Annotated in this window: 22 protein-coding genes; 14 read left to right on the top strand and 8 right to left on the bottom strand. The window is 35.0% G+C overall.

Going from position 1 to position 24,384, the window contains the following annotated elements; translation table 11 throughout:
- Positions 1–10: 10 nt before the first annotated feature.
- The gene (locus tag ACZ1JT_RS05510; protein ID WP_465095161.1) at positions 11–2,089 is read right to left on the bottom strand and encodes a prolyl oligopeptidase family serine peptidase; all 2,079 of its coding nucleotides are present in this window, start codon (positions 2,087–2,089) and stop codon (positions 11–13) included.
- 148 nt (positions 2,090–2,237) lie between these two features.
- On the opposite strand from ACZ1JT_RS05510, the gene ACZ1JT_RS05505 reads away from it, so the two are divergent.
- From ACZ1JT_RS05505 to ACZ1JT_RS05480, 6 genes are all read left to right on the top strand, one after another.
- Positions 2,238–3,704, top strand: coding sequence for a lipopolysaccharide biosynthesis protein (locus ACZ1JT_RS05505; RefSeq protein WP_465095160.1), 1,467 nt, complete (start codon positions 2,238–2,240; stop codon positions 3,702–3,704).
- 35 nt (positions 3,705–3,739) lie between these two features.
- A complete protein-coding gene (dut, locus tag ACZ1JT_RS05500) occupies positions 3,740–4,174 on the top strand; it encodes a dUTP diphosphatase (RefSeq protein ID WP_465095159.1) in 435 nt (144 codons plus the stop codon).
- 94 nt (positions 4,175–4,268) lie between these two features.
- A complete protein-coding gene (locus ACZ1JT_RS05495; RefSeq protein WP_465095158.1) occupies positions 4,269–5,279 on the top strand; it encodes a sugar phosphate nucleotidyltransferase in 1,011 nt (336 codons plus the stop codon).
- Position 5,280: 1 nt separating this feature from the next.
- The gene (locus tag ACZ1JT_RS05490; RefSeq protein WP_465095157.1) at positions 5,281–6,633 is read left to right on the top strand and encodes a tetratricopeptide repeat protein; all 1,353 of its coding nucleotides are present in this window, start codon (positions 5,281–5,283) and stop codon (positions 6,631–6,633) included.
- The gene (gene lolB1 / locus ACZ1JT_RS05485; protein ID WP_465095156.1) at positions 6,633–7,400 is read left to right on the top strand and encodes a lipoprotein insertase outer membrane protein LolB1; all 768 of its coding nucleotides are present in this window, start codon (positions 6,633–6,635) and stop codon (positions 7,398–7,400) included. Before ACZ1JT_RS05490 ends, lolB1 begins: the two co-directional genes overlap by 1 nt.
- Before the next feature lie 19 nt (positions 7,401–7,419).
- Positions 7,420–8,664, top strand: a complete 1,245-nt coding sequence (locus ACZ1JT_RS05480) for a murein hydrolase activator EnvC family protein (RefSeq protein ID WP_465095155.1) — start codon at positions 7,420–7,422, stop codon at positions 8,662–8,664.
- Positions 8,665–8,698: 34 nt separating this feature from the next.
- Here ACZ1JT_RS05480 and ACZ1JT_RS05475 read toward each other — a convergent pair whose 3' ends face one another.
- Entirely contained in the window at positions 8,699–9,208 is a 510-nt protein-coding gene (locus tag ACZ1JT_RS05475) for an acyl-CoA thioesterase (RefSeq protein WP_465095154.1), read from the bottom strand.
- 68 nt (positions 9,209–9,276) lie between these two features.
- On the bottom strand, positions 9,277–10,221 hold the full coding sequence (locus ACZ1JT_RS05470) for an HU domain-containing protein (RefSeq protein WP_465095153.1): 945 nt from the start codon (positions 10,219–10,221) through the stop codon (positions 9,277–9,279).
- Between the two features lie 183 nt (positions 10,222–10,404).
- On the opposite strand from ACZ1JT_RS05470, the gene dprA reads away from it, so the two are divergent.
- The gene (gene dprA / locus ACZ1JT_RS05465; protein WP_465095152.1) at positions 10,405–11,511 is read left to right on the top strand and encodes a DNA-processing protein DprA; all 1,107 of its coding nucleotides are present in this window, start codon (positions 10,405–10,407) and stop codon (positions 11,509–11,511) included.
- Between the two features lie 49 nt (positions 11,512–11,560).
- On the opposite strand, the gene trpS is transcribed toward dprA, so the two are convergent.
- A complete protein-coding gene (gene trpS, locus ACZ1JT_RS05460) occupies positions 11,561–12,532 on the bottom strand; it encodes a tryptophan--tRNA ligase (protein WP_465095151.1) in 972 nt (323 codons plus the stop codon).
- A gap of 68 nt (positions 12,533–12,600) precedes the next feature.
- Between trpS and ACZ1JT_RS05455 the strand changes: the two genes are divergently transcribed.
- Positions 12,601–13,350: a lysophospholipid acyltransferase family protein gene (locus ACZ1JT_RS05455; RefSeq protein ID WP_465095150.1), complete on the top strand. Its 750-nt coding sequence runs from the start codon at positions 12,601–12,603 to the stop codon at positions 13,348–13,350.
- 94 nt (positions 13,351–13,444) lie between these two features.
- Here the strand turns inward: ACZ1JT_RS05455 and ACZ1JT_RS05450 are convergent, their stop codons facing one another.
- The 4 genes from ACZ1JT_RS05450 to recA all read right to left on the bottom strand — a co-directional run bounded on the left by ACZ1JT_RS05450 (position 13,445) and on the right by recA (position 17,261).
- On the bottom strand, positions 13,445–15,175 hold the full coding sequence (locus ACZ1JT_RS05450) for a hypothetical protein (RefSeq protein ID WP_465095149.1): 1,731 nt from the start codon (positions 15,173–15,175) through the stop codon (positions 13,445–13,447).
- Entirely contained in the window at positions 15,172–15,717 is a 546-nt protein-coding gene (locus tag ACZ1JT_RS05445; RefSeq protein ID WP_465095148.1) for an RNA polymerase sigma factor, read from the bottom strand. Before ACZ1JT_RS05445 ends, ACZ1JT_RS05450 begins: the two co-directional genes overlap by 4 nt.
- 26 nt (positions 15,718–15,743) lie before the next feature.
- Positions 15,744–16,160, bottom strand: coding sequence for a hypothetical protein (locus ACZ1JT_RS05440; protein WP_465095147.1), 417 nt, complete (start codon positions 16,158–16,160; stop codon positions 15,744–15,746).
- A gap of 96 nt (positions 16,161–16,256) precedes the next feature.
- Complete coding sequence (gene recA, locus ACZ1JT_RS05435; protein WP_465095146.1) at positions 16,257–17,261, bottom strand: recombinase RecA; 1,005 nt, start codon at positions 17,259–17,261, stop codon at positions 16,257–16,259.
- A 187-nt stretch (positions 17,262–17,448) separates the two neighbouring features.
- On the opposite strand from recA, the gene trhO reads away from it, so the two are divergent.
- From trhO to ACZ1JT_RS05405, 6 genes are all read left to right on the top strand, one after another.
- Complete coding sequence (gene trhO, locus ACZ1JT_RS05430; RefSeq protein WP_465095145.1) at positions 17,449–18,822, top strand: oxygen-dependent tRNA uridine(34) hydroxylase TrhO; 1,374 nt, start codon at positions 17,449–17,451, stop codon at positions 18,820–18,822.
- A gap of 190 nt (positions 18,823–19,012) precedes the next feature.
- Positions 19,013–20,185 (top strand): PSP1 domain-containing protein, encoded by a 1,173-nt coding sequence (locus ACZ1JT_RS05425; RefSeq protein WP_465095144.1) that lies wholly within the window; start codon positions 19,013–19,015, stop codon positions 20,183–20,185.
- Positions 20,157–20,654: a gliding motility lipoprotein GldH gene (locus tag ACZ1JT_RS05420; RefSeq protein ID WP_465095143.1), complete on the top strand. Its 498-nt coding sequence runs from the start codon at positions 20,157–20,159 to the stop codon at positions 20,652–20,654. The genes ACZ1JT_RS05425 and ACZ1JT_RS05420 overlap by 29 nt, the downstream gene beginning before the upstream one ends.
- 2 nt (positions 20,655–20,656) lie before the next feature.
- The gene (locus tag ACZ1JT_RS05415) at positions 20,657–22,957 is read left to right on the top strand and encodes a penicillin-binding protein 1A (protein ID WP_465095142.1); all 2,301 of its coding nucleotides are present in this window, start codon (positions 20,657–20,659) and stop codon (positions 22,955–22,957) included.
- Between the two features lie 60 nt (positions 22,958–23,017).
- Entirely contained in the window at positions 23,018–23,719 is a 702-nt protein-coding gene (locus ACZ1JT_RS05410; protein ID WP_465095141.1) for a CoA transferase subunit A, read from the top strand.
- Between the two features lie 2 nt (positions 23,720–23,721).
- Positions 23,722–24,381 (top strand): 3-oxoacid CoA-transferase subunit B, encoded by a 660-nt coding sequence (locus ACZ1JT_RS05405; protein ID WP_465095140.1) that lies wholly within the window; start codon positions 23,722–23,724, stop codon positions 24,379–24,381.
- The last annotated feature ends 3 nt before the right edge of the window (positions 24,382–24,384 follow it).

Genomic DNA, 24,384 nt, shown 5'->3' with positions numbered 1-24,384 from the left:
TCGGCTTTTTTTATTTGTTCAAGTGGTAAAGTAAAAAGCTATAAAAACTCGCACTTTCCTCGATATATTCATTATAGGTATTAATTTTTCCATTATGACCCGAGTCTAAGTTTGTTTTTATATAAATGTTGTTTTTCTGAGCTAATCTGTTTTGAAGTGCTGCAGCAAATTTGTACGACTGAAATGGTGTTACACGGTTGTCGTTTTCTGATGCAATAATTAAGGTTGTTGGATAGTTCGTGTTTTCGTTTATGTTGTGATATGGCGAATATTTGAGTATGCGCTCCAAGTCTTCTTTTATTTCGGGGTTACCGAATTCATCTAAATGATGTGTTCCTACTGTAAATAAATTAAATTTTGCCATATCGTATACACCAACAATTGGAATTGCAACTTTAAACAAATCAGGTCTTTTTGTAAGCGCAACCCCAACTACTAAACCGCCATGTGAGCTGCCACTAATTCCTAATCGGTTGGCACAGGTATATTTTTCATTGATTAAGAATTCTGCAGCGTCTATAAAATCATTAAAGGAATTTATTTTATTTATTCCTTTACCATCGTTATGCCATTTTAATCCTTTTTCACCACCACCTCTTATATCAGCAAAAGCATACACGCCTCCTTGTTCCAAAAAATACAGTAATCCAGTATCATAATGAATACCACTTACAACTCCAAAGCCGCCATAGGCTTCTAGCAAAGTGGGGTTATTACCATTAAGTGTTATGTTTTTTTTATGTATGATGGTAATGGGAATATCTTTACCATCACGACTTTTATACGTTAGAGATTTGGTTGTGAAATAATTTATAGGGAAAAGGGTAGGTTTTGGTTTTAAATAGTCATTAAAGTAGGGTTCTGCTGTACCTTTTTCTATGTTAATAGTATAATTTCTGTGGGGCAATGTGCGCGAAAAAAGCGTTACAAATAAGTCTTTAGTTTCAGAATTATAAAACTTAAATTTAAAGTCAACTTGTTCTGGAACATCAATTTTTCGAACAAATTTACCATCAGAATCATATACAATTAAATAAATTTTACCATGATTTTTATACTTACATATAATATAATCTTTTAAAAAATATTGATCAAGTAAAAGATGAGTATAAATTTGAGGAATAATTACTTTTTCATCAGAAGGATTGTTAATGTCCATTACTCTAATTTCTCCCCAATCGTAAGCAGTGGAAGAAAAATAAATTTTATTGTTATTAAAAGCTAACTGCTTGAATCCTTTTTTATCTTTAATAACTATTGGTTTTAATTGTAAGGGAAATTCTTTTAGGTTAGCTGAATAATAGATTTTTTCATCGCGATTGTTTATTTCAACAACAAAAAGACGTTCCTCTTCAACAAAGTATGAAAACGAATTTCCTTCCTTTGAAGCATCAAAAATCAAGTCGTCAGCTTCTTGTAGAGTGCCTATACGATGATAGAAAAGCTGGAATGTTGAATCTTTTGCAAAAACATTTTCATTTCTATTACGTTTATAAAAAACACCCAAATCACCATTCCAAACGATATTAGAATATTTTACATCTTTTAAATAATCATCTTGGGTTTTTCCAGATGTAATATTTGTAAATCGGACTTCGTTGTTGTCACTTCCGTTAAGTAAAAATTTAGTTGCTATATATTTTGAGTTTTTGGAAGGTTTATAACTATAAATAACCGCACCACCATTAGGATATATTTTTTGGGTATTAACAGCCAAAATTGGATCATCATTTAACGATTTTCTATAGAAAAGAGAACCAGGAGTTTTGTTGTCTTTTCTTAAAACACTATAAAAATAACGGCCTCGTTTTTCAGGTAATGAGTTTGTAGATAAATAGTCGTATTCTTTTATTTTTCGAGCAATTTGTTTTTGATTGCCTATGCTGTCTAGATGAGAGTTAATAGTATTGTTTTGTTGAATCACCCAATTTTTTAAATTCTCATTTTTTATATTTTCCATCCAAGCATAATCATCTTGTATTTGGATTCCATGCTTTTGGTAGGGAGGTGTTTTTTTAATAGATAGATTGCTTTGACTCCATGAAGCATAACAAAAAAAGGATAGTAAAATAAAAAGACGAATTTTCATGAGTTATAAATTTAACGCAAATATAAAGCAATCGATTTTATGATAATCAAATAAACCACTTCGCTGGGAAAACCAAGATTACTTGGTTCTGTTGAATTAATTTAGCACAGATTGTTTATTTTTGTTCTGCATAGTCAAAACAAACACTTTGAGTTTATATAAAAACCTATTCAAACAAACTTTTATTTACGGAATTGCCACGGTGCTTCCGCGAATGATTAGTTTTCTTCTCAATCCCTTGTATGTAAAATACTTGCCGAATAAAAGTGAATTTGGTGAAGTTACCGTTGTGTTTGCATACATGGTGTTTTTTAATGTTTTGCTTTCTTATGGAATGGAAACGGCTTTTTTTCGTTTTTTCAATAAAGAAGAAAACAAGAAAAAAGTAACCGAAACGTCCATGATTTCATTATTTTGGACATCTTTAGGGTTTTTAGGGACTGCATTATTGTTTAAAAACACACTCGCGCATTGGCTGGAAATCGATTCGCAATACATCTCCTATACTATTTGGATTTTAGCATTAGATGCTTTGGTGGTGATCCCGTTTTGTCAGCTTAGGGCAGAACAACGCCCCATGAAGTACGCAGTTATTAAAATTGCAAACGTCATGATTAATCTGAGTTTGAATGTGTTTTTCCTTATTTTCCTACCTAAAATAGTTTCAGGTAATCCAGAAAGTGTATTTGAAGGAATTTATATATCCGATTTTCAGGTAGGTTATGTGTTTGTTGCTAATGTAATTGCAAGTTTTGTCACTCTAATGGTGTTTCTTCCAGAATATTTCAAATTGAATTGGAAGTTCGATGCTGCGCTTTGGAAACAAATGCTCAATTATGGATTTCCTGTGCTTTTGGCTGGTTTGGCTTTTGGCATTAACGAACATTTCGACAAAATTCTATTGAAACGATTCCATGTCGATTTAGCTGAAATTGGGGCTTATGGCGCCTGTTATAAAATCGGATTGTTTATGGTTTTATACCGAACGGCTTATACTTTGGGAATTGAACCTTTTTTCTTCAGTCATGCTAGCAATGAAAGTGCACCTCAAACGTATGCGGTTATCACTAAATATTTTGTCATTTTCGGGTCTTTAATTTTTCTAGGTGTAGTTGTTTTTTCAGATGTTATTAAAATATTTTTAGTACCTAACAAAGAGTATTGGGATGCCATGAAAGTTGTGCCATTAATTGTATTGGCTAATTTCTTTTTAGGAATCTACACGAACCTTTCGGTTTGGTATAAACTAATCGATAAAACCAAAATAGGAGCCTACATTTCGGCGGTGGGAGCTATAGTTACTTTGCTGTTGAATTTTCTATTGATTCCAAAATTTAGTTATATGGGGTCGGCTGTTGCAACTTTAGCAGCGTATGGTTCGATGATGTTTATTTCCTATTATCTTGGGAATAAATATTACCCAATTCCGTACGACAAAAAAAGAATTTTCGGCTATTTAGGTTTGTCTGCAGTATTAGCGGGGTTATCTTTTTATGTAGAAATGTTTCGCAATAGCTATGTTTTTGGAATAGCAGCCATTCTTGTTTTTGGCTATTTTATTTATTACAACGAAAAAGAAACATTACTGCGCATTCTTAAGCGAAAAACCGCGTAAATTTTTTATTTTTAGACTTTATTAAATTTTCCACAATGACCATTAAAATCATCAATAAATCGCAACATCCGTTACCTAGTTATGAAACTCACGCTTCAGCAGGAATGGATTTACGCGCCAATATTACCGAACCTATTACATTGAAGCCTTTAGAAAGAGCTTTGGTAAAAACAGGTCTTTTCATCGAATTGCCTATTGGATATGAAGCACAAGTTCGACCTAGAAGCGGTTTGGCATTTAAAAAAGGGATTACGGTGTTAAATTCACCAGGAACGGTTGACGCTGATTACCGTGGTGAAATTGGGGTGATTTTAGTGAATTTATCCAACGAACCTTTTGTAGTCGAAAATGGTGAGCGTATTGCTCAACTCGTTATTGCACAACATGAACGTGCCGACTGGAGTGAAGTTATAGAACTTTCGGAAACGTCTCGAGGCGAAGGAGGATTTGGTAGTACAGGAGTAAAGTAAGTTTTCAGTCGAAGTTTTAATTCGGCAACTTAACAAATAGAAAAGTATAATTGTTGCCTAAGTTTTAGGCGATTTAAGTAAAAAAACATAAAAAATGAAAATTATAGTTCCTATGGCCGGACGCGGTTCTCGCTTACGTCCTCACACATTAACAGTGCCTAAACCATTAATTCCTATTGCAGGAAAACCGATAGTTCACCGATTAGTGGAAGATATTGCAGGAGTTATTAATCAGAAAATAGATGAAATTGCTTTCATTATTCATGAAAGTTTCGGAAAGCAAGTGGAGAATGATCTGATTGCAATTGCAGAAAAATTGGGATCAAAAGGAACAATCTATTATCAAAATGAAGCTTTAGGAACAGCCCATGCTATCATGTGTGCTAAAGAAAGCATGAGTGGGCCAATTGTTGTGGCGTATGCCGACACACTATTTCGTGCCGATTTTACGTTAGATACTACGGCAGACAGCGTGATTTGGGTAAAGCAAGTGGAAGACCCAAGTGCTTTTGGAGTGGTTCAGTTGAATGAAAACAATGAAATTATTGATTTTGTTGAAAAACCAAAAGAGTTTGTTTCCGATTTAGCGATTATTGGCATTTATTATTTCAAAAGCGGCGAAACACTTCGTTCGGAATTACAATACTTGTTAGACAATAATGTTGTTAAAGGTGGCGAATACCAATTAACTGACGGTTTGGAGAACATGAAACAAAAAGGGATGAAATTTGTTCCGGGTAAAGTTGATGAATGGATGGATTGTGGAAATAAGGATGTAACTGTAGAAACCAACAGCAGAATGTTACACTTTCTTCACAATGATGCTGAACAAATGGTTTCAGATACAGTTCGTATTGAAAACTCAACTATTATTCCACCTTGTTTTATAGATGAAGATGTGGTTTTAATCAATTCGATAGTTGGTCCAAATGTTTCATTAGGAAAGTCAACACATTTAACGAATGTTAAAATTCAAAATAGTTTGGTGCAAACGCATGCCCATTTAAAAAATGCAAAATTAGATAATGCTATGATTGGAAATCACGCAGTATTTAATGGCGATTTCACCAGTATTAGTATTGGTGATTATTCCGTTTTAGAATAATATGAAAATAAGAAAGTATCTTTTTTTAACTAGTGTATTCGGTTTTTTTGTTGTTTCTCCTAATTTGAGAGCACAAGATAACCCGGATAGTATTGCATTGAAGAATGATGCTTTCGAAAATCATTTTTATGAATCGCTAAAACAAAAAGCCATCGAAAATTACGATTTGGCAATATTGGAAATTCAGCAATGCATACAAATGCAGCCCAAAAACCCAGCCTTGTATAACGAGTTGGGTAAAAATAATCTTTCCTTAAAAAGATATGCGGAAGCCGAAAACGCCTTTCGTAAAGCTACAGACTTAAATCCAAAAGAACGTTGGTATTGGAACGGATTATACGATGTGTATTACGAAACCAAAGATTACAACAGTTCGATTTCGGTGGTTCAAAAACTAATTGAGTTCGATAAAAAATTTCAAGACGATTTGGTGTCGCTATACATGTACACACAGCAGTACGACAAAGCGCTATTCTTAATTGAAGAGATGGAACGCACTACCGGCATCAGTTCAACACTTGAATTATACAAACTTCAAATCACAAACGATACCAAATATAAAAATCCACAAAAGGATCAGTTGGAAGAAGCCATTCTTAAAAATCCGAAGGAAGAACAAAATTATATTCAGTTAATTTATTTGTATTCCCAAAGTAATCAGGAAGAAAAAGCCATGGAAGTGGCCAAAAAACTGGAAAAAGAGATTCCGGATTCCGATTGGGCTCAAGTAAGTCTGTTTAAGTTTCATCTGAACAATCGCGATGGAGGCAAGGCGGCTCATGCTATGTTTAAAGTTTTGAAAAGTAGAAATATTGATGTAAAAATTAAACACCGAATTCTAAACGAGTTTTTAATTTTTGTGAACAACACCAATACTTTTTTTGATGATTTAGACAAAGCGACTGAGTATTTTAGCGATAGCGGCGATGTGGATGTAAATAAAGAAGTGGGTATTTTTTTTCTAAACAAAAAGAAAATCGATCCCGCTATTCATTATTTTGAAAAGAGTTTAGTGGTCTATAAAGATAATATTACCGTTTTAGAATTATTGCTTCAAGCTTATGTAGATGCTGGAAATTTCAACACGGTAGCTTCAAAAACTAAAGAATACATCGAGCTTTTTCCAACCCATGCCCGTTTGTATTATTTTGCCGGTATGGCCAACAATCAATTGAAAAATTTCAGCGACGCTATTGTATATTTAAATTCAGGAATAGATTTTGTAGTAGATGATAAAGAACTCGAAATAAATTTCAACATTCAGTTGGGTGAAGCCTATTTTGGATTGGGAGATACTAAAAAGAAAGAGTTCTATTTTTTAAAAGCCGAACAGTTAATTAAACAAAAAAAATAATGCAAAGATTCCTGATTGCTTTAAGTCTGATTTTTCTAGTGTCCTGCAAAAGTAAAAACGCTGTTGTTGCAGAAGAAAGCGCGTCTGATAACACCGAATTGGCGGCTATTATATCAGGACATTATGCGAATAAAAAAGATTTTTCAACGGCTAATTTCAGAGCGAGTGCTCATTACGAAGATGGAAAACAATCTCAAAATGTTACTGCCGAAGTTCGTATTAAAAAGGATGAAAAAATTTTAATCATAGTTCGATTTTTTGGAATTACCATGGCCAAAGCACTTATTACCCCAGAAGGTGTAAGTTATTATGAAAAAATAAACGGTCAATATTTTGAAGGTAATTATAAGGTGTTAAGTAATTGGCTTGGTACCGATTTGAATTATCAAAAAGTTCAAAATTTATTGGTGGGTCAAGCATTAGACGATTTAACCATTGGTAAGTACACGACTTCAGTGGAAAGTGGTTTGCATGTTTTGAAAAGCAAAGACAGTAAATGGATTAATAAACTTTTTATGTTCGAGGGAGCTAATTTCTTATTGAAAAAAGAAGTATTAGAGCAGCCTTCAGAAAATCGCTCAGTAGAAGTAAGTTATCCTTCTCATAAAGCTACTGAAAATGGGATTTACCCTTCCGAAATTTTAATTGAAGCCACCCAAAAAGATAAGGTAACGATAAAAATTAATTACAACAATGTAACATTTAATGAAGATTTGTCGTTTTCATATAGTGTGCCTGAAGGTTTTGAACAAATATTTATTGACTAAATTTGCCAAAAATTAAAAAATGCAGAAATTCATTTTCACCATATTATTAGTTTGTTCCTCTGTTGTTGCTTTTTCTCAAAATAGCGATGAAAAACAGCGTCAGTTGGAAGAACGAAAAGCACAAATACAAAAGCAAATTCAGGAAATGCAGCAATTGCTTCAGTCTGAAAAAAAGAAGGAGAAAAATATACTTGGGCAAATTTCACAACAGAATGCTAAAATTCGTTTGAGTGAAAAATTAATTAATACTACAGCCAAACAAAAACGATTGCTTTCGGATGATATTTATTTGAAACAATTGGAGATTAACAAGTTAAATAGAGAACTCAAAGAGCTTAAAGACGACTATACTAAAATGATTGTTAAGTCGTATAAAAGTCGTTCGGAACAAAGCCGAATCATGTTTGTTTTGTCTTCACAAAATTTTCTACAAGCCTATAAGCGCATGCAGTATATGAAACAATATGCTAGTTTTAGGAAAATGCAAGGTGATGAGATAAAAGTGAAAACCAGTGAATTATTGTCTGTTTCTCAAAAGTTAGAGGTTAAGAAAAAAGCAAAAGAAAAAGTTTTAGCGGAAAGCGAGCAAGAAAAGAAAGAATTAGAAAAAGATCGTCAAGAGCAAGAGCGTTTGGCTAAAGCGGTTCAAAAAGACAAGAAAAAGCATATTGCTGAAATTCGTAAGATGGAATCTGAATCCAAAAAAATCGAAGCTCAAATTCAGCGCCTGATTCGTGAAGCCATTGCAGCAGCAAACAAAAAAACAAAAGAATCTGGAAAAACAATTAGTAAAGAAAGTGATACAGGAGCTTCTGCAAAATTTGTATTAACTACAGAAGGTCAGTTGTTAGCCGATAATTTCAAAGCCAATCGTGGGCGTTTGCCATGGCCGGTAGAAAAAGGATATGTGTATTCGGCTTATGGAACACATGCGCACCCAGCCTATCCAGATTTGGTTATTACCAACAGTGGAGTGGAAATTGCAACGCAGCCCGGTTCGAATGCCAGAGCCGTTTTTAGTGGTGAAGTACTGCGTGTTCAGGTAATCAATGCCAACAACAAAGCTGTTTTTATTCAACACGGGGATTATATTACGGTGTACAATGATTTGAGCACGGTTACTGTTTCTGCAGGCGATAAAGTTACTACCAAACAGGTTATTGGAAAAATCCACACAAATTCATCGGGAAAATCAATCATGAAATTTATGATGTATCAAAATACAGTAACGCTTAATCCGCAAATTTGGATTAGTAATATGTAATAAAAAAGGGAACTGAAAAGTTCCCTTTTTTATTTTAAGCAAACAACGCTTTTAATTCGGTTGCATCTGCAGGATTCATTTTCCCGGCTAAAATTAAACTTAATTGTTTTCGGCGTAATGCAGCGTCAAAACGTTTTTTTTCTTCATCTGTTTGTGGTATAACTGCGGGTACAGGAACAGGACTTCCAGTATCATCTACCGCTACAAAAGTGTATATGGCCTGACCAGCACTGTTTTTTATTCCCGATTCGCGATCTTCTGTCCAAACATCAATCACAATTTCCATAGAACTGGTAAACGTTCTCGATACTTTAGATTCAATGGTTACTACCGCTCCTAGTGGAATAGCACGATTAAATGCTACGTGATTAACCGATGCCGTTACACAAATTCTTCTAGAATGTCTTCTAGCGGTAATACTAGCAGCTCGGTCAATTCGTGCTAATAATTCTCCACCAAATAAATTGTTTAAAGGGTTCGTTTCTCCTGGTAAAACCAAGTCGGTTAGTACCGTAAGCGATTCTGATGAAAATTTTTCTTGCATTGTGTTTGTTTTTTGCAAAGTTAGCAATATGGACATAAAAAAATCCTCATGAATTGAGGATTTGTTATTTATAATTCTTTAATCAGCAGCCAAGCTTCTTTGTTGTGCGATTTATGAATTTCCCTCATTTTTTCTTGAGCTTCCGTATAAGTAGCAAAACTACCATATACTACAGGATAAAGTCCGAAATTGTTTTTCTCAATACGTTTAGCGTCGTAACCTAATTTTATAAGATCGGTCAACATTCGGTCGGCATTGCTTTCGTTTCTAAAAGTCCCGGCAACAATATGGTATGGTTTGGCGATTACGTTGTTTTCGGAAACCGTTACCGAAACAGCAGGCATTGGAGCTTCAATAAAAAAGGTAGCTTCTTGAATTTCTTTTTGAACTTTATCTTGAACTGTTTTTTCTACAACTAATGTTTCTTTTGCGATTTCTTCATCACGATAAAACTTGAAAGCAGTTCCGCCCATTCCTAATAAAATTACAAAAGCAGCAGCATATTTTAAGAAACTGTAATTTTTCTTTCTTTCTGGAGTGAACACAATTGGGGCTTTCTCTTCAAGTTCTTCAACTTGCTGTTTTAGCTCTTCGCGTAAAATTGAAGGCGAAACCACATTGCTTAATCCGAACGAATCGGCTAGGTAATTTATCGTGTTAATCGGTTCGAAAACCCAATTTAATTCTGAATTAACCTTAATTGCACCAATGTTTTTTAAGCTAATAGTTTCTCTATTTTGCAATTGAGAAATCCAAGATGTTACTTCATTTTGAATGAATGTAACTGCAGCATCGTATGATATTTTTTCTTGTAATGAAATATGATTGGCCAACAATCCGTCATTGTTTTTAATGTGCGGATTAAACGAAACCACTTTTTTTGGTGGTGTAAAGGTGTTGGTGCTTTCATTTAAAAAAGAAGAATGAACTTCAGTTAAAAATGCACCAAAGCCTGGCACAGTAACACACTGATAGCGGTAAAGTAAATCGGATATATAATTGGCAGTATTCATTGCTACAAATTTAATTATTCAACAGCGCCAACCAAAAATTATCAACAAATTTTATTAACAATTTGAATTCAAGGGTAATCACTTGAGTGCCTTTGTTTTTTGTACATCACAAACTTAAAATGTAGTATTTTTATTTCAAATTTATAATTTATTCCCTTACTTTGAATTTTATTTATACGCCATATGACACAATCAGAATTGTATTTCGCTCTCGCATTGTTGAGCGTTGAAGGAGTTGGAGACATTTTAGCCAAAAAATTAATCAATCATTTTGGAAATGCCGAACAAGTATTTGCGGCTAAAAAATTAGATTTACTTTCTGTTGATGGTGTTGGTGAGATTCTTATAAAAAAAATTCAAGATAAGAAGGTATTTGATATTGCTCAAAAAGAAGTGAAATTCATTGAAAAAGAAGATATCACCTGTAGTTTTTATAAAGAGGAATCGTATCCGTACCGTTTAAAACATTGTATAGATGCACCTTTAATTCTTTTTCAAACGGGAAATGTTAATTTGACTAATTCCAAAATAATAGCAGTTGTTGGTACTCGCAAAATTTCATCGCAAGGTACTTCTTTTACAAAAAAACTAATTGAAGATTTGACGCCATTAAATCCTATTGTTGTAAGTGGTTTTGCTTATGGAACAGATATCGTGGCGCATCAAGCTGCCTTAGATTGCGGCTTGCAAACCGTTGGTGTTTTGGCTCATGGACTCAACCAAATTTACCCTAAAACACACAAGAAATTTGTAGCTCAAATTGAAAAAAATGGAGGTTTTATGACTGAATTCTGGAGTTCGTCTAATCCGGATCGCGAAAATTTTGTTAGACGAAATCGTATAGTCGCCGGGATGACTGAAGCTACAGTGGTAGTTGAAAGTGCCGAAAAAGGCGGGTCGCTTATTACCGCTAATTTTGCGAACGAATATAATCGTGAAGTTTTTGCGGTACCAGGCCGAACTACAGATGTATACAGTCATGGTTGTAACAATTTGATTAAAACACACCGAGCTCATTTGCTTACTTCGGCTGCCGATTTAATTTATGTTTTAAATTGGGAGTTAGAAACAAAAAAGAATAGCAAAACCATTCAGAAGCAACTGTTTGTTTCCTTGGAACCGGAAGAACAAACGTTGTATGATTTTTTAGAAAAACATAGAAAAGAAACGCTTGACATAATTTCTTTAGAATGTCAGATACCGGTTTTTAAAGTTTCATCTTTGTTATTGGGAATGGAACTAAAAGGTGTAATACGACCTTTACCAGGGAAACAGTTTGAAATTGTATAATGTCAAACAAAAAAGAGAATTAACAATTTCATTAATTCTCTTTTTTTATTTATTCAAAGCCTAATTTTTCTCGAACTCGATTAAGGACTTCATCCGCTTTTTTACCAGCCTTTTCAGCGCCAATTTTTAAGAGTTTGTCTACTTCTCCAAGATTGTTCATGTAGTAAGCATACTTTTCTCTTTCGGTTTTAAATCGGTCTGTAATAAGTTCAAATAGTGCTTGTTTGGCATGACCATAACCGTAATTTCCACCCAAATAGTTTTGACGCATTACCGCTATTTGATCTGTACTTGCCATTAATTTGTATAATGCAAATACATTACAAGTATCGGGGTTTTTAGGATCTTCCAATGGTGTACTGTCGGTTTGAATAGTCATAACTTGCTTACGCAAAGCTTTGTCGTCTAAGAAGATATTGATATAGTTATTTCTTGACTTACTCATTTTTTCTCCGTCAGTTCCAGGAATAATCATACTGTCTTCCTGTATTTTAGCTTCCGGTAAAATAAAGGTTTCACCCATCTGATTGTTGAAACGGGATGCGACATCACGAGTAATTTCAATATGTTGTAACTGATCCTTTCCTACAGGAACGAAATTCGCATCATATAATAAAATGTCGGCAGCCATTAACATCGGATAAGTAAACAATCCAGCATTCACATCGTCCAACCGATCTGCTTTATCTTTAAAAGAATGAGCAAGTGTTAAGCGTTGAAAAGGGAAAAAGCAACTTAAATACCAGGATAATTCTGCAGTTTGCGGCACATCACTTTGTCGGTAAAAAGTAACGGTATTTACATTTAAACCACAAGCAAGCCAAGTTGCTGCCACACTATAGGTGTTTTCACGAAGTGTATCTCCGTTTTTAATTTGTGTCACCGAATGTAAATCGGCAATAAAAAGAAACGATTCGTTTTCGGGCTTACCAGCCATTTCAATAGCAGGTAAAATTGCTCCTAAAAGATTTCCTAAGTGTGGTGTTCCTGTACTTTGAACTCCGGTTAAAATTTTTGCCATTCGTAATTAATTTACGCAAAGGTAAAGGTTTTGTGAAAATTCCAGCTTGAATTGTTACATTTGAACCTATGAAAATTTTCAAAATTATTTTTTGGACGCTTTGGCGCATTTGGTTTTATGTTTTGGTAACCGTGCCAATTATACTTCTTTTTCCGATTTTGTTTTTAACGATTCTTTCCGAGAAAACATACGGTAAATTTTTTGTGCTTGCTCGTTTTTGGGCAAGAATTGTACTTTATGGAATGGGATTGTACTATGTGGTTGAAAAGGACTACGAACTTGAAAAACACAAAAGTTATATGTTGGTAGCCAATCATACTTCCATGATGGATGTTATGCTCATGCTTTTATTGGTTAAAGACAATCCGTTTGTGTTTGTTGGTAAAAAAGAATTGGTTAAAATTCCCATATTTGGATTTTTTTACAAACGTACCTGTATTATGGTAGACCGAAGTAGTTCAAAAAGCCGTTTTGAAGTTTTCGAACGAGCTCAGAAAAGAATTAATCAGGGGTTGAGTATTTGTATTTTTCCTGAGGGGGGAGTGCCGGAAGACGAAAGCATTCTTTTGGATGAATTTAAAGATGGAGCATTTCGTATCGCCATTGAGCATCATTTACCAATTTTACCAATGACGTTTGCCGATGTAAAGGAGCGATTTTCGTTTACTTTTTTTAGTGGAAGTCCCGGTAAAATGCGCGTTAAAATTCACAAGCCGGTTGAAACTCTTGGAAAAACATTAGACGATAAAAGTGCTGTTAAGGCAGAAGTGCGAAATATTATTTTGAAACAACTTGAGTTATTTGAGAACCAAAAATAAAAAAGACACTCTTAACCCAAAAAGAGTGCCTTTTTACTGTTTCTAACCACCACGAAAGAAACAAACTTAACTAAAAAACTTAACTAACTAATTTTTAAAATCTATAACTTATCCCGGTATATAAACCAAACAGATAAGGTTTGAAATCACCTACATTGGTTGTATAGGTGTTGATTTGATATTTGAACATCGGTTCGAAATTAGCTTCGAACGATTTTGCAAAATTGTATTTAAAACCTAACCCAACATTACTGCTCCAATGAACATCGTTAAGGTTACTTGCTTCTCCAATAACCATGTCTTCTTTTGCCGAAACAAGGGAAATTTTATTTTCATTTAAGAAAAGGGTACTTACACCACCAATTACTTCAATACCAAACTTTCTGTCTAGAAGTTTATATGATACTTCTAATGGAACTTCTATATAACCTGTTTGCTGTTTTAGCATAGCATTGGTTTTAGTGGTAACAAGTTGTGCTTGAGTGTACTCTAGTTTTCGTGCATCCTTGTCTTCTACCTGAATAAACGAACCGGTTTCATTTCTTTTTACATTTTGTAAACCAGTTCCGTTTTTTGCATTGTAATACAACACATCATTCGTGTTATATTCCATTGCCAAACGATTTATTCCGGTGCGAACGGCAAGCTTTTTATTTACAGCATACGAAGCCCCCATTCCAAAACTAAAAGTAGTTTGGTAGGATTTGCTATTATTGTCAAATTGTGCATCAAGTACTGAACTGTTTCCTGAAGCGTTCATGAACACTGGCCCAGCTTTAGGAGTAACAACCCATTTACTTGCCATAGAATTATTCTTCTCTTCTTTTTCTTGATTTTCTTTATCCTTAAGAATTTGATCTAACGGGTTAACTGTGTTTTTCCCTTTGGCGTTCAAAATTGAATCTTGAACAGAAGCTACAGTGTTTTTATTAGACCAGTTAGATTTCACCACAGCATTATTTCTAAAGTCAGCAGCAGATTTTAAATTTTCACTTTTGTCGTTATTGACAAGCTGAGAATTAGGCTGATTAAATGCATCAGACTTTATAGCTGCATAACGTTCTTTTCCTGCTTCAAATGCTACTTTTGAGTTGTTGTTTTCGAAAATAAAATCGTTTTCAGCGTCATCTTCTTCATGATAAGATAAGGCAATAGTTTCTTTTTCCGGCGAAGTATGCGATGTAGTACTATTGTTTTCTAAAATCATTCGATTCTGAATTAGACTATTTTCTATTTTTTCAGAATTATCTTTTTTAGTAGAAACAGTTTCGGTCACTGCAACTGAGTTTTTCACCGCCATTGGACTTACTATAAAGGAACTTCTGTGATTTTGTCTTCGTCTTGTGCTTACGTACGAATTTTTAGCTTTCGAATCGTTTGTAGATTTTAGGCTATTTTCGACTAATTGATTTGTTGAGTTAGCTAAACTTTCTATTTGTTCTGAATCGTCAGAATTAGAACGGGTAGTCACCAACGAACTAGTATTGGGCGTAGTATTTTGATTAGAGGTTTTTTCTGAAGAATTTTTAGATTCATTACTAGAAGAAGCTGAAAATTCATAACTACTTACTACTGAAGTGGCATTTGAATCATTTTTAGAATCAGAATTCATAAAAAATGTTCTTCCAATTGAAAAACCAATTAAAAAGATGGCAGCAACGCCCGAAAAACGCACCCAAAAAGGCACTAATAATGCAGTTTCCTCTTCTTTTTTAGACGCATCAAGTTTACTTTGAATTGCTTCCCATGCCGATTTTGGCGGAGTAGCTTCAAAGTCTTTAAACTTTTCCTGAAAGAGGCGGTCTATATTTTTTCTTTCGCTCATTTTACATTAGGAAATTTATGGTTCGCTTGTTGTGCTTCAATTTTATCTTTCAATATCATTCGGGCTCTGGCTAAGTTCGATTTTGAAGTCCCGATGGTAATATTTAGCATTTCTGCTATTTCTTTGTGTGAATAATCGTCAATAACATAAAGGTTAAAAACCAAGCGATAACGATCGGGTAATTGTTGAATAATAGTCACCAAATAATCCATAGTGATGTTGTCTTCATCAATTTCCAAATTAGGAACATCGGGAATGTTTTCATGGACTATTTCGAAAATACCTTCTGTACGATACTTTTGAAGAATATGATTAACAACAACACGTTTTGCCCAACCTTCAAAAGATCCTTTAAACTGAAATTGATGAATCTTGTCAAAAATCAAAAGAAAGCCATCTTGTAAATTATCTTCGGCTTCTGCTTGATTTCTTGAATATTTTAAACACACTCCAAATATTTTAGACGCTAACAATTTATACAACTGTCCTTGGGCAATTGTATCCTTTTGTTGGCATTTTTGTATTATTTGTGTTATGTCCAAAACAATAGTCTCTTTTTTTAATCTTTTTAGTTTTGTACCGTTACGACATAGGTTGTAAAAACATCGTTACCGGCAGTGTCTTTCCCTTGCCAAAATTTAAAAGTATAATCTCCAATTTCTTGAGGATTGAATTTTAACGTTTGGGTGGCAATATTATTGTCAGTCAAAGGTTTGCAGCCATTGTTTTTGAAAACAGCTGCTTCTACAGCTACAGTACGAGTCATTTCAGACGTTTCATAATAAAACGCATTAAACGCATAACAATTTGTTGGTCTTACAAAACGAACAAGAATATTGTTGTCTTGGTTAACTTTAAAACTAGCCGGCATCACAACCTCGTGTACGGGTAGTAATTCATAGCTTACATCTTCTATGTTGTCATCTTTGGAGCATGAACTAAAAAAGGACGCAAAAAGGGCTATTATAAAAATTAGTTTTTTCATTGTTTTAAACAAAATTACTTTAACATAAGATGCAAGAAATAACAATTGGTTGCGTAATATAAATAAAAAAATCCCGAAATTTTTCGGGATTTTACTTTATGCGTTTTGTTCTTTTATATGTTCTTTAATTTTTTGCTCTAATTCATCCATCAATTCTGGGTTGTCTTTAATTAAAGCTTTTACAGCGTCACGGCCTTGTCCTAATTTAGTGTCGCCATAACTAAACCACGAACCACTTTTCTTAATAATTTCGAATTCTACTGCTAAGTCTAATACTTCTCCAGTTTTTGATATTCCTTCACCATACATAATGTCGAACTCTGCAGTACGGAAGGGAGGTGCAACCTTGTTTTTAACCACTTTTACTTTGGTTCTATTTCCTAAAACAGTTTCACCGTCTTTAATTTGCGTTGATTTACGAATATCAATACGAACCGAAGCGTAAAACTTTAATGCATTACCTCCAGTGGTGGTTTCTGGATTTCCAAACATTACTCCAATTTTTTCACGAAGCTGGTTAATGAAAAATACAGTACAGTTGGTTTTGTTAATTGTCGCAGTTAGTTTTCGTAAGGCTTGCGACATTAAACGGGCATGTAATCCCATTTTAGAATCCCCCATTTCACCTTCAATCTCACTTTTAGGAGTTAGGGCAGCAACCGAGTCGATAACTACTAAATCAATTGCACCAGAACGAATTAGGTTTTCAGCGATTTCTAAAGCTTGTTCACCATTGTCGGGTTGCGATATAATTAAATTGTCGATGTCTACACCTAATTTTTGGGCATAAAAACGATCAAAAGCATGTTCTGCGTCAATAAAAGCGGCTAAACCGCCTGCTTTTTGAGCTTCAGCAATGGCATGTAAAGTTAAAGTTGTTTTACCAGACGATTCTGGCCCGTAAATTTCTATGATTCTTCCACGAGGGTAACCGTTTACCCCTAAGGCCAAATCGATTCCCAATGAACCCGACGGAATGGCATCTACTTCTTCTACGGCAGCATCTCCAAGTTTCATAACCGTACCTTTTCCGTAGGTTTTATCTAACTTGTCTAGTGTTAATTGTAAGGCTTTTAATTTGGCTTCTTTCTCTGAACTCATGGTATAAATTTTTGCTAAAAATAATGCTTTTTTTTGAGTTACAAATAGGTTGTTAATAACAATGTGATTTATTTTTAATCGGCTGAAAGTCAATATATTTTGAAATTATTTTAAAATGATTATTTTTGCATCAAATTCTTCCATTTAGAGTTTTAAATAACATATTTTCTCACTTAACGTTTATAGCATGCAACTGTATAACACCTTAAGCGCAGAAGAAAGAGCTAAGCTAATTCAAGAAGCTGGTCAACAAAGACTAACTTTGTCTTTCTATGCGTACGCAAACATTGAAGATCCCAAAAAATTTCGCGACGATTTATTTGTAGAATGGAATAAACTTGATGCTTTAGGCCGAACTTATGTGGCCAAAGAAGGAATCAACGCGCAAATGTCTGTTCCAGCCGAAAATTTCGAAGCTTTTAGAGATACACTTGAAGCCTACGATTTTATGAATGGTATCCGATTAAATGTGGCGGTAGAACACGACGATTTATCATTTTTAAAACTAACGGTTAAAGTTCGTCATAAAATTGTGGCCGATGGGTTAAATGATGACACTTTCGATGTTACCAATAAAGGAATTCACTTAAAAGCAAAAGAGTTTAATCAATTGCTTGAAGATCCAAACACTATTGTTGTAGATTTTAGAAATCATTACGAAAGTGAAATTGGTCGTTTTAAAGGAGCAATAACGCCCGATGTAGATACATTTCGCGAATCGCTACCCTTAATTGAAGATCAAATTGCAGCTCATAAAGAAGACAAAAACCTTTTGATGTATTGTACTGGGGGAATTCGATGTGAAAAAGCATCCGCTTATTTTCGTCACAAAGGCTTCAAAAATGTTTACCAATTAGAAGGTGGAATTATTCAGTATGCCAAACAGATTAAAGAAGAAGGAATAGAAAGCAAATTCATTGGTAAAAATTTTGTGTTCGACCATCGTTTGGGTGAACGAATTACTGATGATGTTATTGCAAATTGCCACCAATGCGGAAAGCCTTGCGATACTCATGTAAATTGCGCTAATGAGGCTTGTCACTTGTTGTTTATTCAGTGTGATGAATGTGCCGAAAAAATGCAAAATTGTTGTTCCGATGCTTGTTTGGAGATTATTCACCTTCCGGAAGATGAACAAAAAAAGTTACGCCGCGGTATAAAAAAAGGAAACATGGTTTTCAAAAAAGGAAAATCACCGGCTTTAACCTACAAGCAAAATGTAGAGCGCAATATTTTTGAAGAACTGGCTCAAAAAGCTGTGAAAGTTAGCGCTGTTACTCAAATCCGTAAAAAGAAATCCGTTAAGAAAGTATTGGTTGGAAAAGGCGAACATTATTTTACGAAAGCTAGTGTTGCCCAATTCACTATCGAAAATCAAGAAATAAAAATAGGGGATAAAGTAATAATTGCTGGTCCAACCACAGGAAACCAAGAGATGTTTATTGAGGCCATGCGAGTAAACGGGCAAGAAAACACTATTGCGGTTAAAGGCGACAAAGTAACATTTGCTGTTCCGTTCCGTATTCGCTTATCCGATAAATTATATAGAGTTTTAGAATAAATTCGTTATATAACACTAATTCAAGACCTGTTGCGTTTTAATTCGCAACAGGTTTTTTATTTTGCAAAACTTTAATACAGTTAGCCTAACCGTCTTTGTAACTTTGCACTGAAAAAACACTATATTTACACACAAAATTAATTACGAACGAGTAGTCTCGTTATTGAGACAACCACTATATATTCAAATTATGGCATGTACCAACTGTTCTACGGGTTCCAAAGACGGAACGCCCCGCGGATGTAAAAATAATGGGACTTGCGGCACCGATAGCTGCAATAAATTAACGGTTTTCGATTGGTTGTCAAACATGAGTCTTCCTGGAGGCCAAGAACCTTTTGATTGCATTGAAGTTCGATTTAAAAACGGACGTAAGGAATTCTATAGAAATACTGAAAACCTAACATTGGCAATAGGAGATATTGTAGCAACCGAAGCCTCACCCGGACACGATGTTGGGATTGTCACTTTAACGGGTGAATTGGTTAAGGTTCAGATGAAGAAGAAAGCCGTGAATCCAGATGGAGAAGTGCCTAAAGTGTATCGAAAGGCCTCTCAAAAAGATATCGATATTTGGAGTGAAGCACGCGATCGCGAAGAACCAATGAAGGTTCGTGCTCGTGAAATGGCTATCGCTTTAAAATTGGAAATGAAAATTTCTGACATTGAATTTCAAGGAGATGCCTCTAAAGCAACGTTCTATTACACGGCTAATGACCGTGTGGATTTTCGTCAGTTGATTAAAGATTTCGCCAAAGAGTTCAGCATCCGTATCGAGATGAAACAAGTTGGTTTCCGTCAGGAAGCAGCACGTTTGGGAGGGATTGGATCGTGTGGGCGCGAATTGTGTTGTTCAACTTGGTTAACCGATTTCAGAAGCGTAAATACTTCTGCAGCTCGATACCAACAATTGTCTTTAAATCCGCAAAAGTTAGCGGGGCAATGTGGTAAATTGAAATGTTGTTTGAATTACGAATTAGACACCTATTTGGATGCTTTAAAAGATTTTCCGGATAGTGAAACTAAAATCCATACCGAAAAAGGTGATGCAGTTTGTCAAAAAATAGACATTTTTAAAGGTTTAATGTGGTTTGCTTATACCAATGATTTTGTTCAATGGCACGTTTTAAAAACAGCACAAGTGAAAGAAATTGTTGCAATAAACAAACAAGGAAAAAAAGTTGCCGCTATTGAAGATTACGTAGAAGATGTTGTTAGCGAAACACCTAAAAACTTCCAAAACGTAGTAGGTCAGGATAGCTTAACACGTTTTGATCAGCCTAAAAAGAAAAAAAGAAACAACAACAATAAAAAAAGAAATAACACGAAACCGAATGAGAAGAAAAATGTTCAGAAAAAATAACCTTTGGATTATAGGAGTTGCTTTGTTGCTTATTTCCTGTGATAAAAAAAGGGTTTTTGATGAATACCGAGAACTTAACGGTGTTTGGAATAAAAATCAAAAAGTAGCTTTTACTTTTGAACAAAAAGATACGCTTGACAAATACAATATGTTTGTAAATGTTAGGAATAATAATGCCTATCCGTTTAATAATTTGTTTCTAATTGTTTCGATGTTGCAGCCTGATGGTGTAACTCAAATTGATACCTTAGAATACCAAATGGCTAATCCCGACGGAAGTTTAATGGGCAACGGTTTTAGTGATGTTAAAGAAAGTAAATTGTGGTACAAAGAAAACACAGGATTTACTAAACCAGGTAAGTATATCGTTAGTATTCAACATGCCGTACGTGAAACTGGAAAAGTTGGCGGGGTAGATGAATTGCAAGGTATTTCAGAAATCGGATTCAGAATTGAAAAAGCAAAATAAAAATGGCTCAAATCAATAATAAAAAGGAGAATTTTGCTCCGTATGTAAAAAAATTCTGGAAGGTGTTTTTATACTGTTTCGGAGGTGTAATCTTGTTTTTCCTTTTTGCATCTTGGGGACTTTTTGGTTCCATGCCTTCTTTTGACGAATTGGAAAATCCAAATTCAAATGTTGCTACCGAAATTATTTCTTCCGATGGGGTAACCATCGGTAAATTTTATTTAGAAAACAGAACTCCAGTTAAATATGCCGATCTTCCAGATCATTTGGTTAAAGCTTTAATTGCTACTGAAGATGAGCGTTTTTACGATCACTCAGGGATTGATACTCGAGGCACATTGCGTGCGGCTATGAGCCTAGGTAGTAGTGGAGGAGCAAGTACCATTACACAACAGTTAGCTAAAAACCTTTTTCACGGGGAAGGTTCAAAATTCCTGCCATTCCGTATTATTCAAAAAGCCAAAGAATGGATTATAGCTACTAAATTAGAGCGTCAGTATACCAAACAAGAAATTATTGCCCACTATTTCAACACAGTCGATTATGTAAACAATGCTGTTGGAATTCGATCGGCGGCTAAAATTTATTTCAATAAAGAACCAAAAGATTTAACGGTTGACGAAGCTGCCATGTTTGTGGGAATGCTTAAAAACCCTTCGTTATACAATCCGAGAAGACGTCTTGAAAAAGTTCAGGAAAGAAGAAATGTTGTGTTACACCAAATGGAGAAAAACGGTTTTCTTTCTAAAGAAAAGAAAGAATACTTTCAAAAAATGCCTTTGGTTTTAAAATATACCCCCGAAAGTCATGTTGAAGGGACAGCAACATATTTTAGAGAATACCTTCGCGATTTCATGAAGAAATGGGTGAAAGACAATCCGAAAAAAGACGGAGATGGTGAATACGATATTTATCGTGACGGATTAAAAATTTATACTACAATCGATTCCCGTATGCAGTTATATGCTGAAGAAGCGGTAACTGAACATTTGTCAAATTTACAAGAAGAATTTTTCATCGAACAGAAAAAAAACACCAATGCTCCATTTTTAGATATCACTACCGATGAAACTAAAAAGATTATTGCTAGATCCATGAAAAACTCCGAACGTTGGAGAATCATGAAAGAGAAAGGTTTCGAAGAAGATCAAATTGTAAAATCGTTTGGGGTTAAATCTAAAATGAAAGTGTTTACTTGGAAAGGTGAGCGTGATACGATTATGACACCTCATGATTCAATTTTATATTACAAGCATTTTTTACAAACGGGTATGATGGCCATGGAGCCACAAACCGGTTATGTTAAAGCATGGGTGGGAGGGATCAATTATAAACATTTCCAATACGATCACGTAGGTCAAGGTGCACGTCAAGTAGGTTCAACCTTCAAGCCGTTTTTGTACGCAACGGCTATTGAGCAATTAAAAATGTCTCCTTGCGATTCAATTATAGATTCCCCATTTACCATGCCCAGAGGGCGTTATGGTATAGATGCAGACTGGACGCCTAAAAATTCCAATGGAAAATACAGAGGAATGGTAACCTTAAAACAAGCTTTGGCGAATTCCATCAACACGGTTTCCGCAAAGTTGATGGATAAAGTTGGACCCGATGCTGTTGTTGATATGACTGAAAAATTAGGGGTTTCTTCCAAAATTCCAAAACAACCGGCTATTGCTTTAGGAGCAGTAGAAATCACAGTTAGCGATATGGTTGCCGCGTTTAGCACTTTCGCAAATCAAGGGGTGTATATGAAACCTCAATTAATTACAAAAATTGAAGATAAAAACGGAGTGGTTTTATACGAACAGATACCAGTTTCCAAAGATGTATTAAGTAAAGATGTTGCATATGCGGTGGTGAAATTAATGGAAGGAGTTACCGAGTCAGGTACTGGAGCGCGTTTGCGTTACGGTTCTGGTGGGCCAACGTACAAACGTGTGACCGGTTTACCGTATGCTTTTGTAAATCCTATTGCAGGTAAAACGGGTACATCTCAAAATAATTCCGACGGATGGTTTATTGGAATGGTGCCTAATCTTTCTGCGGGAATTTGGGTAGGGAATGAAGACCGATCCGCACATTTTAAAAGCACTCAAATGGGACAAGGTGCAACTATGGCATTACCAATTTGGGGATTGTTTATGAAAAAATGTTATGCCGACAAAACATTAAACGTTTCACAAAAACCATTTGAAAGACCAGACAATCTTTCTATTAAAGTAGATTGCTGGAAACCGAAAAAAATAGAGAATGATTCAACCAAAGTAGAAGAGCCTACTACGGAAGAGTTTGATTTTTAAAAACAAAAGTCGTCATAATTCATGACGACTTTCTAATTATAACAAACACAAACTAAAACAATGATTACCCGAAAAGTAAACAACGTACAAGAAGCGTTAGAAGGAATTCAGGACGGTATGACCATCATGTTAGGTGGTTTTGGACTTTGCGGAATTCCAGAAAACAGCATCGCCGAATTAGTTCGTAAGGAAGTAACCAATTTAACTTGCATTTCCAACAATGCAGGTGTAGATGATTTCGGTTTAGGCTTATTGCTACAAAAAAAACAAATTAAAAAAATGATTTCTTCTTATGTAGGAGAAAATGCAGAATTCGAACGCCAAATGTTGAGTGGTGAATTGGAAGTAGAATTAACGCCACAAGGAACTTTGGCCGAAAAATGCCGCGCTGCTCAAGCCGGTATTCCAGCCTTTTTTACACCTGCCGGTTACGGAACTGAAGTGGCCGAAGGTAAAGAAGTGCGTGAGTTTAACGGAAAAATGCATATTATGGAATTGGCTTACAAAGCAGATTTTTCCATCGTAAAAGCATGGAAAGGCGATGAAGCGGGTAACCTTATTTTCAAAGGAACTGCTAGAAATTTTAACGCGCCAATGGCAGGAGCGGGAAAAATTACTATTGCTGAGGTGGAGGAATTGGTGCCTGCCGGAACTTTAGATCCGAACCAAATCCACATTCCTGGAATTATGGTAAATCGTATTTTCCAAGGTGAAAAGTTTGAGAAACGAATTGAGCAACGAACCGTAAGACAAAGAAGTTAATCATGGCTTTAGATAAAAATCAGATTGCAAAGCGTATTGCAAAAGAAGTTAAAAATGGGTATTACGTAAACTTAGGAATTGGAATTCCAACCTTGGTGGCTAATTTTGTGCGTGAAGATATTTCAGTAGAATTTCAGAGTGAAAATGGGGTATTGGGAATGGGACCCTTTCCTTTTGAGGGGGAAGAAGATGCCGATATTATCAATGCCGGAAAACAAACAATTACTACTTTACCGGGAGCGAGTTTCTTTGATTCGTCTTTCAGTTTTGGAATGATTCGTGCCCAAAAAGTCGATTTGACTATTTTAGGCGCCATGGAAGTTTCCGAAAATGGCGACATTGCCAACTGGAAAATCCCTGGAAAGATGGTAAAAGGAATGGGTGGTGCTATGGACTTGGTGGCTTCTGCAGAAAATATCATCGTTGCCATGATGCACGTTAACAAAGCTGGAGAATCTAAAATTCTTAAAAAATGTACGCTTCCACTAACAGGTGTAGGCTGTGTGAAGAAAGTAGTAACCGAATTGGCTGTTTTGGAAGTAACACCAAATGGATTCAAACTTTTAGAACGCGCTCCGGGTGTTTCTGTAGAAGACATTATTCACGCTACCGAAGCTTCATTACAAATAGAAGGAGAAATCCCAGAAATGATAATAGACTAAATA

This window comes from Flavobacterium sp. IC2-16, from assembly GCF_055521455.1.
Note: the sequence above shows the minus strand (reverse complement) of the source record. Positions and strands in the feature narration are given on the sequence as shown.